Source organism: Streptomyces sp. NBC_01485 (assembly GCF_036227125.1).
Classification (GTDB): domain Bacteria; phylum Actinomycetota; class Actinomycetes; order Streptomycetales; family Streptomycetaceae; genus Streptomyces.
Window position 1 is genome coordinate 4,795,204 of the sequence record NZ_CP109435.1, and the last position, 13,955, is coordinate 4,809,158.

Genomic DNA, 13,955 nt, shown 5'->3' on the forward strand with positions numbered 1-13,955 from the left:
GCGCGGCGGGGCTATAGCTCAGTTGGTTAGAGCGCATCCCTGATAAGGATGAGGCCACAGGTTCAAATCCTGTTAGCCCCACCAGCACTGAGACCCCCAACCGATCATGGTTGGGGGTCTTTGGCGTCCACGACATCTTCTTCTACGTCCTCTACGTCTTCTTCTACGTCGTCGACATCTGTGGGTGACACCAACGGGCCGCTCCCGACCTTCGCAGGGTCGTGGCACGGCGAAGGCCCGGTGGGCTCCTGGGGAGCTGCCGGGCCTGGTTCGTGCGGGCTGTACGCAAGTTCGCCGTCACGTCGGGGGTGGGGAGCGCTCAGCGCTGGAGGGGGACGGCCGGTTCGGGCTGTTCGGCAGGGGCGCAGGTGGTCGTGGTGTGCTCGGCCGATTCCGTGTCCGGGAGGCCGCGGTGGCGGCAACTGGGGGACTTGCCGTGCGCCTCGGCGCGGATGCGCTGCTTCATCGTGGGGGGCAGGGAGCGGGCTTGGGCCCAGAGCCAGGCGGATGAGGTCGGCGGCCATGCCGTCGTCTGCGCGGTGGTGCCGGTCTCGCTGCTGTGCGTCGGCTCGGTGCGGGCCACCGCCGTCGCGGCGGTCGTCGTGATGAGTCCGAGCGCCGTGCACAGCGCGAGGAAGGCGGTGACGATGGCGGTCCACAGCTTCATGATCCGGTTGTCGGTCATGGCCCCTCACTTTCAGGTTGGGCGATTTGCGTACTTTCCTCATGATGTGTATGGAGGTCGCGAAGTGGTGGACCAACGCTCGCGGCGTGGCGTTGTTCTGATGAACACCACTCGTATGGGTGCAAGAGGGCATGAGAGTGGAGGAGAATGGAGGAAATGGGGTGAGTACGGGCGAAAGTAGCCCTCTGTCGAGGTGTGATCACCCTCCGATCGGAGCGGTGTGATCTGCCTCTACTGCGCTGCCGAGGACGGGAGTTGAGGGTGGACGCAGGTCACCGATCGGTCTCGGTCGGTGTGTATAGTCGGGCGCCAGAGGTCCCCTACGTCAAGGAAAGACGAGGTCGCGCGGTGAAGAAGCTTCTCCTGGTCGCACTGGCCGCCATCGGCGGGCTCCTCGTGTACCGCCAGATCCAGGCGGATCGCGCCGAGCAGGATCTGTGGACGGAGGCTACTGACTCCGTGCCCACGGGTTCTTGAGTCGTACCGAAGACTGAGCAAACCCCGGCCGCCGCTAGCGGTCGGGGTTTTGTGTTGCGTGATCCCCGGGCTGCGTTTAGAGGCGCCCTTTTCCGGACGCTCGTAGCGGATACGCGGGTGACACGCGCGCGTGCGGGGCAGGATGGCCCACGTTCGGTCGAAGGCGAGGGGGCGGGGTCGATGGCCCGGCGGGCGGGGCGTACGAGGTGTGTGGGGTGTGGGGTGGCTGTGTGGCAGGCCGTCCTGCGGATCACTGCCGTGGGAGCGGTGCTCTGCGCGTCGTCGGCGGCGCTGCCCGGACCGGTCGCCGTCGCCGCGCCGGACGTCCCGTCGTACGCCTTCGCCGACGACGTCCGTAGCGCCCCGGCGGCGACGAGCACCTCCGACGCCGTACGTCTGGAACCCGGCGCGACATACCGGAGCTCCCTCCAGGGTTCGGGGCAGGGGCAGGAGAAGGGTGCTAAGGCTTACTTTCGGCTTGCGCTCGATGGTGTGTCGAACGTGTACGTCTCCGTGACGGCCATCCCGCGCGCGGGGGCCACTCTCGCCGTCGGTGACGGGATCAGCGTCTCCGTGCAGGACGCCGACGGCGCCCGGTGCTCCAATGACTCGGCGAGCGTGGGCGCGTCCACGAGCTCGCAGCCGATCACGGCGTGGGGTGCGCGCGAGTTCGCGCCGGGCAAGGGGCTGTGTCAGGACGCTGGGACGTATTACGTCGTCGTCGAGCGGACCAGCAGCAGTGGCGTCGGTACCGGCGGGGAGGACTGGGAGCTGGAGCTCGCGCCTGTTTCCGAGCCGCCGCTGAAGAAGGCGGCCGCCACGGGCGTGCCCGAGACGTGGGACTCCGCGACGCCGGCGCCGCCCGTCGACGAGCCGGTGGCGGTCCGGGGCGGGGCCGGCTTCGCCAAGGCGACCGGCGTGGAGCAGGGTGTGTGGAGCGACGAGATCGTTCCTGGGCAGACCCTCTTCTACAAGGTGCCCGTCGACTGGGGCCGGCAGGTGTCCGCCACCGTCGATCTGGGCAGCGCGGAGACGGACTCCGGGTCTGCCGGGTCCTCCGGTGGGTCTCCCGGGTATGTGGTCGACGCCCTGGACATGGCGCTCTACAACCCCGTGCGAGCAGAGGTCAAGGACGCGAGCGTCGGCTACGGCGGCACCCAGAAGTCGGCCTCGCTGCCACCCGTCCCGCCGGTCCGGTACGTCAACCGGTACGCGCTCACCGATCCGATGAACTCGCTGCGGTTCGCCGGCTCGTACTACCTCGTGGTGCACCTCGCCGCACAGGTGGCCGAACGTTTCGGCGAGGGACCCTACGGGCTCACCCTGCGCGTCCGGCTCGGCGGCAGCACGCAGGCCGGTCCGGGGTACGCGCAGCAGTCGGCGCCGCGCGGGTTCTTCGACGTCGGCGCACGGGACCAGGGGGTGTCGGTGGATGCCGGCGCGTCGAGGGGCGGTGTGTCGGGCGGTGACTCCACGATGACGGCGGTCGCCGTGGGCGGCATCGGCACCGGGAGTGTGCTGGTGGCGGTGCTCGGCGTGTGGACGCTGACCGCCCGGCGCAGGGCGACCGCTCAGATACGCGCCAACGCCCAGAACCCCACGGCGTAGCAGACCAGCGCGAGGAACAGCAGCGGCACCGCGACCTTTGCCGGTGGCCCGGGACGCACCCGGCGAGCGGCACGATGCCCACGCCGACCGCCCTGCCGTGCGCCTGGCTGTGCGACTGACTGTGCTGCAACCGCCTGCCGTGCGTGTGCCTGCGGGTCCTGGGCGGTGTACGAGGCGGTGGACTCGTACGGGGGCTGCGGGGGTGTGGGGGAGGGGAAAGACGTGGCCGTCGGTCGGGGAGGCGGCAGGTGGAAGGTTCCGGTGTCCGACATGGAGGAGCCGGCGTCAGAGCCGGAGCCGGAGCCGGAGCTGGAGTTCGCGTTGGCGTTGGGCGGGATGACGGGCCGTGCGGGAATCCCGGTTGCCCGGGAAGGCAGACCGCCCGTGCCCGGAGGGGCCGGATCGGGGAGTGTTTCCGGACGGGCGGGCAGGGAGCCGGTACGCCGGCTTGGTATGGGCGGGCCGTCGGGGCCGAACCCCTTGGGCAGCGGGCCGAGTTGGTCGAAGATCTCGATCGACTCGTCGTCCGGGCCGGGCTCGGGCAGGAGTTCGGCGGCTGCCGCGAGCGCCTTGCGCGCCCCCGTGGCCGTACGGAAGCGCGCCTGCGGGTCCGGCTGCAGCAGGGTCGCGACGACCTGCCACAGCGGTTCCGGAACGCTCTTCGGAGCGCCCGGCGTCCCGTGTTCCGTGAAGTACTGGACGAGCGCCTTGGCGTCCGGCTTGGCGCCCTCCAGCAGGAACAGGGCGACCAGGCCGACGGCGAACAGGTCGGCCGGGAAGTCCGGGTCGGCGCCCATCATCTGCTCGGGCGCGAGGTAACCGGGCGTCCCCACCACGAGGTTGGTCTCGGTCAGGCGCGGCTCGCCCAGCCGCATCGCGATGCCGAAGTCGGAGAGTCTCAGGCGCGGCCGGGCCGTTCCGGTGGGCTCCAGCAGGATGTTGGCGGGTTTGATGTCGCGGTGCACGACGCCTTCCGCGTGGACCGCGGCGAGCCCGGAGAGCAACTGGTCGAGCAGGGTGCAGACGAAGGCCGGGGGCAGCGGGCCGTAGTCGCCGACGAGATGGACCAGCGAACCGCCGCCGACCAGGTCCATGGTGAACAGGACCTTGTCGTCGTCCGCGGCCCAACTGGCGGGCGCGAGCACATGAGGGTGGTCGATCCGCAGCGCCTGCTCACGTACGAAGCGCAGCAGCGCGTGCGCGTCGCTCTGCTGGAGCACCTTGGCGGCCACGTAGCGGCGGCGGCGATGGTCCCAGGCGCGCCACACCGCGCCGACCCCTCCGCGGCCGATCGGGTCGGCCAGTTCGTACCGTCCGGCGAAGACCTCACCCATGGCAGTGCGTCGCTCCTCCCCCCTGGGCCCCTGGTCCTGCTGGTCTCCCTGCCCCCCTGGGTCCCCCCTGAACCTGCCGACTGCCCGGTTGCCGAACCCCCTTCGGCGACCGGGCCGACGGCTCAGCCCTGGTGGGACTGGTAGTGCGTGACCGCGTCGGAGGTACGGCCGGCGCCGTACACCCGGAGGAACTCTGCCAGTTCCGGGTGGGTCGGGGCGAGGGTGTCCGCGGCGTCGATGATGTCGCCGGCGGCGGCCACCGAGCGCAGCAGGGACTGGATCTCGCGGACGACCCGCTTGACCGTGGGCGCCCCCGAACTGCTCGTCGTCTGCGTGGTGTTGCTGAGCACCGAGCCCCCCTGCGACCGTTTGATCTCGTCCATGCGCTCGGTCGCCTCGGCGGCGCTGACGCTGCCGTCCGCGACCTGCGCCGCCAACTCCTGGAGCAACTGCACCCGCTGCACCACAGCCGGGTTGCCGATCTTCGCCCGCTGACCGCTCATCAGCTGCGACAGCATCGGCGCCGACAGTCCCAACACCCCCGCGAGACGAGCCTGGTTGAGACCAAGATCGTCGATGAGCTTACGGAAGAGCGCCCCCAGCGGCTCCCCGTACCAGTTCCGCTGCAGTTCCCGCGCTCTCGCGGTCGCTTCCTGCTGTGCGGCGTCCATTGCGTCTCCCCATCGCTTCCCCAGAAACCGCGGTTCGCGGTAGCGAACCACGTCCGAGCATCTTACGGAGAGTGGTCATCCGCGGGGACCCCAATCTTTTTGCGAGATACCCCCGGTGACCCGGTACTCTGGTCTGCGACGCCCGCCGGTGCGAGGTTTCTCCGGCCGGACGTCTCTTGCGGGGCCTTAGCTCAGTTGGTAGAGCGCTGTCTTTGCATGGCAGATGTCAGGGGTTCGACTCCCCTAGGCTCCACGCACAAGACCCCTCCCACCTGCGGAAACGCAGAGGGGAGGGGTCTTTTCGTGTGTGGTGTGTCTTGTCGTCGGGCCGTTCGGTCGCGCTTCAGCTGCCGTCGTTCAGCTGCGGTCGTCGCGGTTCGCGGCCTCGTTCTCGGCGTCCTTCTCGGCTTCCTTGGCCTGGACCTCGGGGTCGAGGACCGAGGGGTCGGCGCTGCCGTCCACCGAGGTCAGGCCGCCTGCGGCGGGGACCTCGGTGGCCGCCGGCGGCTCGACCAGCCAGTCCGGGTTCGCCTGCTTGTCCCACCACTTCCAGGCCGCGTAGGTACCGCCGGCGATGACTCCGAGCACGGCGAGGGCCTTGGCGAGCTTGCCCGCCTTGGCGTGCCGCCGGTGCTTGCGCGTCAGCTTCTGGATCTCCTTCGGCGTCACCTGGCCGCGCAGGGCGGCCAGCGCGGCGATGCCACGGGCGGCGGCCTCGTCCTTCACGGGGCCGGCCGCGGCCACCGCCTGTTCGATCCTCGGCCGGGAGTACTCTGCCGCCTGCCGTGCGGCCAGACGGGTACGGGCGGCCGCTTCCTGCGCGGCCAGGTCGACCTTCGGCGGGACGTGTGTCTTCGCCTGTTCCAGATAGGGGACGACATGGGCGTCGTACTGGACGCGGGCCTGTTCGGCGGCCTGGGACACCTTGGGCGCGAGCCGTACGCGGGCCTCATGCGCGTACAGCGCGGCCCGCTCCTTGGCCGTGTCGGCGTAGGGCGCCACCACTTCCGCGGCGTGCAGCACGCTGCCCTTCGCCGAGCCGGTCGCGGAGCGCACGCTGTCGATGCGGGTCACGGGATCCTCCTCCTCGGTGGCGTACGGTATTTCGACTTTCCACCCTTTTACGGATCATGCCTGCCGAGGGCCGTCACGGCATGTGTGGACGGGCATATGGTCGACAGGCTGACAAAGCCGACGATGCCACGGATCGGCCCCGACCGCCCCCGTCGCGGCCGACTCGGGTGCATTTCCGTACCGGTCCGGACCGTTCCGTTCCGTACAGGTCCGTACCGCTCGGGGACCAGAACCGTCGGTTCCGGTCCCGGAGCGGGCCGTCCGGCGTCGCACCCTGTGGGGCGTGCGAGGATCGTGGGGTTTCACAGGACGACGGAAGGCAGATCGTGGCCGAGCACCTGTACGCCACCCTGAAGACCAACCAGGGCGACATCGAGATCCGGCTGTTCCCGGACCACGCCCCGAAGACGGTCAAGAACTTCGTCGACCTCGCCACCGGCGGGCGGGAGTGGGTCAACCCGGCGACGGGCGCGAAGTCCGCGGACAAGCTGTACGACGGCACGGTCTTCCACCGGGTGATCAGCGGGTTCATGATCCAGGGCGGTGACCCGCTGGGCAACGGCACCGGCGGTCCCGGCTACCAGTTCGAGGACGAGTTCCACCCGGACCTGCGGTTCGACCGTCCCTACCTGCTGGCCATGGCCAACGCCGGGCCGGCCACCAACGGCTCGCAGTTCTTCCTCACCGTCTCCCCGACGGCCTGGCTGACCCGCAAGCACACCATCTTCGGCGAGGTCACCGACGCGGCGAGCCAGAAGGTCGTGGACGCCATCGCGACCACCCAGACCAACCCGCGCACCGACCGTCCGGTGAAAGACGTCGTCATCGAGTCGGTCGTCGTCGAGACCCGTCAGGTCTGAGACGGACGCCCCCGGCGCACCATGGGGAACCAGCGCCACGGGGAACAGCGTCATGGGGAACCAAACGCCCTGCTCGTCCGTAAGGATGAGCAGGGCGGTTCCTTTCCGACCCCACGACTCCGACCACGACTCCGGGTACGACTCTTTAGGGGAGCCCATGGACCAGGCGCCTGGCAGCCGGCAGGACGACGCGCACAGCGGCCTGCCCGTCTGCTACCGGCACCCCGGCCGGGAGACCGGCATTCGCTGCACCCGCTGCGAGCGTCCGATCTGCCCCGAGTGCATGGTCAGCGCCTCCGTCGGCTTCCAGTGCCCCACCTGCGTCCGCGAGGGTTCCGGTACGGGGCACGCGCCCGGTGCCTCGCAGCCCCGCACGATCGCGGGGGGCGCGATCGCCGCCGATCCGCACCTGCTGACCAAGATCCTCATCGGCCTCAACCTGGCGATGTTCCTGGTCCAGCAGGCAGTCGGCGACGGTTTCACAGACCGGTTCGACATGATCGGCCGTGCGATCATGCCGGCCCTCGGGTTCGGTGAGCTCCAGGGTGTCGCCGAAGGACAGTGGTACCGGCTGCTGACCTCGATGTTCCTGCACGGCAGCTACATCCACATCCTGTCCAACATGCTCAGCCTGTGGTGGATCGGCGGCCCTCTCGAAGCGGCCCTCGGCCGGGCCCGCTTCCTCGCGCTGTATCTGGTCTCCGGTCTCGCCGGCAGCGCGTTGACGTACCTGATCGCCGCGCCCAACCAGGCCTCGCTCGGCGCCTCCGGGGCCATCTTCGGTCTCTTCGGCGCGCTCGCCGTGCTGGTGCGCAAGCAGCGCTACGACATGCGGCCGGTCATCGCCCTGCTGGTGATCAACCTGGTCATCACGTTCGGGTGGAGCGGCATCGCCTGGCAGGCCCACGTCGGCGGTCTGGTCGCCGGTGTCGCCATCGGCGTCGCCATGGTCTACGCCCCGCGCGAGCGCCGTGCTCTCGTGCAGTACGGGACGTGCGCGCTGATGCTGGTCGCCGTCGTGGTCGTGACGCTCCTGAGGACCACCCAGCTCACCTGAGCGCGCTGTTGTCCACAGTCTGTGTCGAATCTTGTGCACAACGTGCGGGAACAACTGTGCCCCCTGTCACCGACCCGTGTTTGCGCAGGTCAGGCAGGGGGCGAACAGTCTTTCGGGTGAGGGTGACGGCCGGTAGTTACGTCACACCGGCGTCAACCTCCGATGAGTTATCCACAGATCGTCTTTCTTTTCCCCATGTGGAAAACTGCTGTGGATAACTCAGGGGATAGCCCTGGGCAGAGGTAGGGCGGAGCCCTACTTCCACTGCGTGGAGACGCCGAACCCGGCCGCGATGAACCCGAAGCCGACGACGATGTTCCAGTTGTCGAGCTTGTCGATGGGCATTGAACCGTCGGTGACGTAGAAGACGACGATCCAGGCGAGTCCGATGAGGAACATCGCCAGCATCACCGGCGCGACCCAGGCACGGTTGGTCAGCTTGATGGCGGTCGCCTGCTTCGCCGGAGGCGGCGTGTAGTCGGCCTTCTTGCGGATACGTGACTTCGGCACGAGGGTCTCTCCTGTCGATGCGCTGCGTGGCCGCGCAGGTGCTGGGTCGGGCTCGGGGGCTGTGTATGGGGGACTGAGGGGCTTCCCCGGGCGTCCGTTAGCGTAGTGCTTCTACGGCGCCGAAGGAGATAAGGGTACGTTGACCAATTCTGCCGACTCCTCCGGGACAGATACAACGGATTCCGGCTCCGACTCCGTCACGCTCTCTTCTTCCGGCACTCCCGACCCCGGCCGCAGGGGCCGCTTCCGGCCCGTTCGGGTGCTCACCGTGGGTGTCTTCGCCCTCGCCGGCCTCCTCTTCGTCACCAGCTTCAACACCGCCAAGGGCACCAATATCCGCACGGACGCCTCCCTGCTGAGGCTGTCCGACCTCATCGAGGAACGCAGCCAGAAGAACGGCGAGCTGGACGAGGCGAACGGGACCCTGCGCGACGACGTGGAGTCGCTGGCCGAGGCCGACGACGGCAGCACGAAGGCCCAGGACGACAAGCTCGCGGGCCTGGAGAAGAACGCGGGCACCCAGAAACTCAAGGGCGAGGCCCTCACGGTCACCCTCAACGACGCCCCGCCGAACGCCACCGCCAAGCTCCCCGGCTACCCGGAACCGCAGCCCGACTACCTCGTCATCCACCAGCAGGACCTCCAGGCCGTGGTGAACGCGCTCTGGCAGGGCGGCGCCCAGGGCATCAAGGTCATGGACCAGCGGCTGATCTCCACCAGCGCCGTCCGCTGCGTCGGCAACACCCTCATCCTCCAGGGCCGCGTCTACTCACCGCCGTACAAGATCCAGGCGGTCGGGGACCCGGAGAAGCTGCAGCAGGCGCTCGCGGAGGCCCCGGCGATCCAGAACTACATGGTGTACGTGAACGTGTACGGCCTCGGCTGGAAAGTCACCGAGGACGGGACGGTGACTCTGCCGGGCTACTCGGGCACAGTGGATCTGCACTACGCGAAGCCTGTGGAGTAGCCAGTCCGTCCTTATCGTCGGAGCCGCCGGTGCGGGTGATCGTCAGGACGTTCAGCGAGCTGTGCATCACCGTCGGCGCCGTCATCGTGCTCTTCGTCGTCTACGCCCTGTTCTGGACCGGCGTCCAGGCCGACCGTGTCATGGACGACCAGATCGACGACCTGCACGACCAGTGGGCGCAGCAGACCGCACCGCCCGCCCCGAGCGCGAGCCCCACTGCCGCCGCACCGTCGGCGCCGACGCCGTACAAGAGCGGCAGGCCCTTCGCGGTGATGTACATCCCGCGTCTTGGTTTCACGTGGAACAAGCCGGTGCTCGAAGGCACGGCGACCGGGACCCTGAAGAAGGGGCTGGGGCACTACACCGGGACGGCGCGGCTCGGGCAGACCGGGAACTTCTCCGTCGCGGGTCACCGCCGTACGTACGGCGACCCTTTCAAGGACTTTCCCGAGCTCAGGCGGGGGGACGCGGTGGTGCTGACGGACGGGACGACCTGGTTCACGTATCGGGTCGACAAAGGGCCCTACAAAACCGTTCCCTCGGACGTCGAGGTGATCGACGCTGTGCCACGTAAGTCGGGGTACACGCGTCCGGGCCGGTACCTGACGTTGACCACGTGCGATCCGGAATGGGGGCACAGTCACCGGCTGATCGTCTGGGCGCACCTGGACTCCACACAGCCCGTGGAGGCAGGCGAACCGAAGGCCCTACGCCGTTAGTCTGGTGGCGTACGGCGTGAGTCAGGTGCCGTGGTGCGACGGAAGGGACGGCATGTACGGCTGGATCTGGCGGCATCTGCCGGGAAACGCGTGGGTGAGGGCGCTGATCTCGCTCGTGCTGGTCGTCGCCGTCGTGTACGCGCTGTTCCAGTACGTCTTCCCATGGGCCGAACCGCTGCTTCCCTTCAACGATGTGACGGTGGACAACCAGTGAGCGCGCGCATTCTCGTCGTCGACAACTACGACAGCTTCGTCTTCAACCTGGTCCAGTACCTGTACCAGCTGGGCGCCGAGTGCGAGGTCCTGCGCAACGACGAGGTCTCGACGGCCCACGCCCAGGACGGCTTCGACGGCGTCCTGCTCTCCCCCGGCCCGGGGACGCCCGAGGAGGCCGGCGTCTGCATCGAGATGGTCCGGCACTGCGCGGCCACCGGCGTCCCGGTCTTCGGCGTCTGCCTGGGCATGCAGTCGATGCAGGTGGCGTACGGCGGGGTCGTGGACCGGGCGCCCGAGCTGCTGCACGGCAAGACCTCGCTGGTGGAGCACGAGGCCAAGGGCGTCTTCGCGGGCCTGCCGACCCCCTTCACCGCGACCCGCTACCACTCGCTGGCCGCCGAGCCCGCGACGGTCCCGGCCGAACTCGAGGTCACCGCCCGTACGCACGACGGGATCATCATGGGCCTGCGCCACCGTGAACTGCCCGTCGAGGGCGTCCAGTTCCACCCCGAGTCGGTGCTGACCGAGCACGGGCACCGGATGCTGGCCAACTGGCTGGTGGAGTGCGGCGACCAGGGCGCGGTGGCGAGGTCGGCGGGGCTCGCCCCGGTGGTGGGCAGGGCCACGGCGTGACCGCGCTGCGCCCCGAGCGCGAGGACTCGTACGGCACCGCGCCGTACGAGTCGTTCGGCGGTGATCAGTACGGAGCCGGCCCCTACGCGGGTGAGCGGTACCAGCCGCCCGTCGACGAGGAGACGGTGGCGCTGCGGATACCGCCGCCACCGGTGCCGTCGTCCGCGTTCGGCGGTGGGCCCATATCGGCCTCTGGCGTCCCGGGAGCCTCTCCCGCCCCTGGATCCCCGGCCGGTGGCCGTGCGGCCCGCAGGAAGGCCGCCAAGGGTCGTCATGGGCGCCATGGTGGTCCGGGCGAGGTGTCGGAGTCGTACAACGGGGCCGACGCGCCGGCGCAGGACGAGCGGCCGCTGTCGCGCGTCGAGGCCCGCCGCCGGGAGCGGGCCCGTAAGCCGAGCGCGGCCGTGCTCGCCAGCCGGGCGGTCGGCGAGGTGTTCATCACCACCGGTGTGCTGATGCTGCTGTTCGTCACCTACCAGTTGTGGTGGACGAACGTGCGGGCCCACGCGGCGGCGGACCAGGAGGCGAGCAGCCTCCAGGACGACTGGGCGAACGGCAAGCGCAACCCCGGGACCTTCTCGGCCGGGCAGGGCTTCGCGATGCTCCACATCCCCAAGCTGGACGTGGTGGTGCCGATCGCCGAGGGCGTCAGCAACAAGAAGGTGCTCGACAAGGGCATGGTCGGGCACTACGGCGAGGCCCCGCTGACGACGGCGATGCCCGACGCGAAGACCGGCAACTTCGGGCTCGCGGGCCACCGCAACACGCACGGCGAGCCGTTCCGGTACATCAACCGGCTCGAGCCGGGCGACGAGATGGTCGTCGAGACGCAGAGCGAGTACTTCGTCTACAAGATGACGTCCTCGCTGCCGGTGACCGCGCCGAGCAACACGAGCGTCCTCGATCCGGTCCCGCCGGACTCCGGGTTCACCGGGCCGGGCCGGTACATCACGCTCACCACCTGCACCCCGGAGTTCACCAGCAAGTACCGCTTGATCGTCTGGGGCAAGATGGTCGAGGAACGGCCGCGCAGCAAGGGCAAGCCGGACGCGCTCGTCGAGTAGACGGGCGGTCGAGTAGGCGTGCAGTCGAGTAGGGGCGGATTGAACGTGGCAGCGACCACCGGCGACACCGAGCACGAAGAGCACGCGCGCGTGGACGCGTCCGAGCCCGCGCCGCGGCGGCGCGGAGGCGGGCGGATCGCGCTGGCCGTCAGTGTCTTCGGGGAGCTTCTCATCACGGCCGGCCTGGTGCTCGGCCTGTTCGTCGTCTACTCCCTGTGGTGGACCAACGTGGTCGCCGACCGGCACGCGAACCGGCAGGGCGACAAGGTGCGCGACAACTGGGCCCAGGAGGACACCGGCCCCGGGGCGCTCGACACCAAGGACGGCATCGGCTTCCTCCATGTGCCGGCGATGAAGAACGGTGAGGTGCTGGTCGAGAAGGGCACCTCGTCGAAGATCCTCAACGAGGGCGTCGCCGGCTACTACGTCGACCCCGTGAAGGCCGCGCTCCCGACGAGCGGCAAGAAGGGCAACTTCACGCTCGCCGCCCACCGCGACGGACACGGCGCGAAGTTCCACAACATCGACAAGCTGGAGAAGGGCGACCCGATCGTCTTCGAGACGAAGGACGACTGGTACGTCTACAAGGTGTACGCGGTCCTTCCCGAGACGTCGAAGTACAACGTCGAGGTCCTCGGCCAGGTCCCGAAGGAGTCCGGCAAGAAGAAGGCCGGCCGCTACATCACCCTGACGACCTGCACGCCGGTGTACACGAGCCGCTACCGGTACGTGGTGTGGGGTGAGCTGGAGCGGGTGCAGAAGGTCGACGCGGACCGGACACCGCCGAAGGAACTGGGCTGAATTGACAGGCACCTTAGAGGGGGCCTGTCACCTAGCATGACGAAGGCCCGAAGCCGCAACTTGCCTTTGCGGCTTCGGGCCTTCTGCCTGCTGTCCTGGTTACCCGAGAACCGCCAGGGCCGCCCCAGCGCTCCACTCCTCCAACAGCCCACGGTGCACGGCGGTGATGCCGGTCTCGGCGGCGATGTTGAGGGCATCACGGGTAAAGGGACAGGTCGCCACGAACAGGGCCACCTCGGAGTCGTGCAGGACCTTGGCGGCCCCGACGAACTTCTGGAGCTCCGGGCTGGTGATGGAGGTGTGGGGCGCGAACCTCTTGCATTGGACGACGAGGCGTCGCCCGTGGGCCGTGAGGGCGGTGATGTCGACGCCCCGGTCCCTTCCACCGCCTTGCACGACGACGTTCGTGCAGCCGTCGCGGCGCAGCAGTGTGGCGATGTGTTCCTCGAACTCGCGCCCGTTCATGGCGTCCATGGAAGCCATGACTCCGGCGAGAGGCCGATCCTCGCGTGGGGCTTCCAGCCGCTGCAGCCTGGCGTGGTGCTGCCGGAGCCGCTTCTCGATCCGCTGGACGCCTGACCGGAGAGCGATCAGCTCCCGCTGGTGCGCGCCCGATGTTTCGATCAGGACGTTGAACATGGGTACGACGGTCTTTCCGAGGACGTGGGTGATGCGCTGGTCGATGCGGTCGTCGAGGGAGAGTGTGGTGCTGTGGACGGAGTTTTCCACAGGCTTTGGGCGGGATGCGTGCTCTACGTCCAAGAGATACACACGCACCTGACGTGCGACATCGCTGTCCCGGAGCAGCATGGCCACGTTGAGGACGGCTCGGCGGGAGAAGAGAGCCAGTGAGCGTGTACGTGACTGGATGCCACTGAGGTTCTTGAAGGACCTCAGTTGCTCGCCGGTCAGCGAGTGGTAGCCGTTGGCTTCCAGTTCGCTTCGGTGGTCCTTGACGAGTGACTTGATGGCTTCCAGACCCACCTCGAAGTACGCTGCCACCATCGCCGTGGTCACATGCATCCCGTCAGGCAGCAGCGACAGTGCCTTCACCCGGTCGAGTACGTCGGTCTGTTCGAGCACGCTGTCGCGCAGGCTCTTGGATTCAAGCAGTACCAATTCGTTGATCACGTCTGCCCCTCTGTTCGTGGTCGGGCCGTGTGGCCAGGGCGGCGCTGTGACATCACAGCTCACCCCAATGGATCAACGAGTCGGCAGATATGAAGACACGATCATTTTGTGGGCGTGGGCTGCGGTTGGTCGAAGTAAAAGGGTGGAC

The 13,955-nt window shown here is 68.6% G+C and carries 16 protein-coding genes and 2 tRNA genes; 12 read left to right on the forward strand and 6 right to left on the reverse strand.

All coding sequences use genetic code 11. From position 1 onward, the window contains the following. The first annotated feature begins 7 nt into the window (after positions 1-7). Positions 8-84, forward strand: a tRNA-Ile gene (locus OG352_RS21855). Between the two features lie 235 nt (positions 85-319). On the opposite strand, the gene OG352_RS21860 is transcribed toward OG352_RS21855, so the two are convergent. Next, the gene (locus OG352_RS21860; protein ID WP_329219095.1) at positions 320-685 is read right to left on the reverse strand and encodes a DUF6344 domain-containing protein; all 366 of its coding nucleotides are present in this window, start codon (positions 683-685) and stop codon (positions 320-322) included. Positions 686-1,033: 348 nt separating this feature from the next. Here OG352_RS21860 and OG352_RS21865 point away from each other — a divergent pair, with 348 nt between their 5' ends. Together OG352_RS21865 and OG352_RS21870 are read left to right on the forward strand one after the other, a co-directional pair. Next, the gene (locus OG352_RS21865) at positions 1,034-1,162 is read left to right on the forward strand and encodes a DLW-39 family protein (protein WP_003999697.1); all 129 of its coding nucleotides are present in this window, start codon (positions 1,034-1,036) and stop codon (positions 1,160-1,162) included. 228 nt (positions 1,163-1,390) lie between these two features. Beyond that, positions 1,391-2,770, forward strand: coding sequence for a hypothetical protein (locus tag OG352_RS21870; protein ID WP_443072491.1), 1,380 nt, complete (start codon positions 1,391-1,393; stop codon positions 2,768-2,770). Here the strand turns inward: OG352_RS21870 and OG352_RS21875 are convergent. Together OG352_RS21875 and OG352_RS21880 are read right to left on the reverse strand one after the other, a co-directional pair. Further along, positions 2,734-4,104, reverse strand: a complete 1,371-nt coding sequence (locus tag OG352_RS21875; protein ID WP_329219098.1) for a serine/threonine-protein kinase — start codon at positions 4,102-4,104, stop codon at positions 2,734-2,736. The two genes, OG352_RS21870 and OG352_RS21875, sit on opposite strands and share 37 nt — an antisense overlap. A 122-nt stretch (positions 4,105-4,226) precedes the next feature. Next, on the reverse strand, positions 4,227-4,775 hold the full coding sequence (locus OG352_RS21880; protein ID WP_329219099.1) for a helix-turn-helix domain-containing protein: 549 nt from the start codon (positions 4,773-4,775) through the stop codon (positions 4,227-4,229). A 180-nt stretch (positions 4,776-4,955) separates the two neighbouring features. Here OG352_RS21880 and OG352_RS21885 point away from each other — a divergent pair. Then, positions 4,956-5,028 (forward strand) — tRNA-Ala (locus OG352_RS21885). Positions 5,029-5,132: 104 nt separating this feature from the next. On the opposite strand, the gene OG352_RS21890 is transcribed toward OG352_RS21885, so the two are convergent. Next, positions 5,133-5,849 (reverse strand): DUF5324 family protein, encoded by a 717-nt coding sequence (locus OG352_RS21890; RefSeq protein ID WP_329219100.1) that lies wholly within the window; start codon positions 5,847-5,849, stop codon positions 5,133-5,135. 326 nt (positions 5,850-6,175) lie between these two features. Between OG352_RS21890 and OG352_RS21895 the strand changes: the two genes are divergently transcribed. After that, on the forward strand, positions 6,176-6,709 hold the full coding sequence (locus tag OG352_RS21895) for a peptidylprolyl isomerase (RefSeq protein ID WP_329219101.1): 534 nt from the start codon (positions 6,176-6,178) through the stop codon (positions 6,707-6,709). A gap of 157 nt (positions 6,710-6,866) precedes the next feature. Next, positions 6,867-7,766 carry a rhomboid family intramembrane serine protease gene (locus tag OG352_RS21900; protein ID WP_329219103.1) on the forward strand — a complete coding sequence of 300 codons (900 nt, stop codon included), beginning with the start codon at positions 6,867-6,869 and terminating at the stop codon, positions 7,764-7,766. Between the two features lie 255 nt (positions 7,767-8,021). On the opposite strand, the gene crgA is transcribed toward OG352_RS21900, so the two are convergent. Next, the gene (gene crgA, locus OG352_RS21905) at positions 8,022-8,276 is read right to left on the reverse strand and encodes a cell division protein CrgA (protein WP_329219105.1); all 255 of its coding nucleotides are present in this window, start codon (positions 8,274-8,276) and stop codon (positions 8,022-8,024) included. 139 nt (positions 8,277-8,415) lie between these two features. Between crgA and OG352_RS21910 the strand changes: the two genes are divergently transcribed. Genes OG352_RS21910 through OG352_RS21935 form a run of 6 tightly spaced genes read left to right on the forward strand, consistent with a single transcriptional unit; the run spans position 8,416 to position 12,676 of the window. Then, positions 8,416-9,243, forward strand: a complete 828-nt coding sequence (locus OG352_RS21910; protein WP_329219107.1) for a DUF881 domain-containing protein — start codon at positions 8,416-8,418, stop codon at positions 9,241-9,243. 29 nt (positions 9,244-9,272) lie between these two features. Next, a complete protein-coding gene (locus tag OG352_RS21915) occupies positions 9,273-9,962 on the forward strand; it encodes a class E sortase (protein ID WP_329219108.1) in 690 nt (229 codons plus the stop codon). Positions 9,963-9,978: 16 nt separating this feature from the next. Beyond that, positions 9,979-10,176 (forward strand): hypothetical protein, encoded by a 198-nt coding sequence (locus OG352_RS21920; RefSeq protein WP_329219109.1) that lies wholly within the window; start codon positions 9,979-9,981, stop codon positions 10,174-10,176. Next, complete coding sequence (locus OG352_RS21925; RefSeq protein ID WP_329219110.1) at positions 10,173-10,811, forward strand: aminodeoxychorismate/anthranilate synthase component II; 639 nt, start codon at positions 10,173-10,175, stop codon at positions 10,809-10,811. The genes OG352_RS21920 and OG352_RS21925 overlap by 4 nt, the downstream gene beginning before the upstream one ends. Further along, positions 10,808-11,875, forward strand: a complete 1,068-nt coding sequence (locus tag OG352_RS21930; protein ID WP_329219112.1) for a class E sortase — start codon at positions 10,808-10,810, stop codon at positions 11,873-11,875. The genes OG352_RS21925 and OG352_RS21930 overlap by 4 nt, the downstream gene beginning before the upstream one ends. A 45-nt stretch (positions 11,876-11,920) precedes the next feature. After that, positions 11,921-12,676 (forward strand): class E sortase, encoded by a 756-nt coding sequence (locus OG352_RS21935; RefSeq protein WP_329219114.1) that lies wholly within the window; start codon positions 11,921-11,923, stop codon positions 12,674-12,676. 99 nt (positions 12,677-12,775) lie between these two features. On the opposite strand, the gene OG352_RS21940 is transcribed toward OG352_RS21935, so the two are convergent. Beyond that, a complete protein-coding gene (locus OG352_RS21940; RefSeq protein WP_329219116.1) occupies positions 12,776-13,870 on the reverse strand; it encodes a restriction endonuclease in 1,095 nt (364 codons plus the stop codon). Between the last annotated feature and the right edge of the window lie 85 nt (positions 13,871-13,955).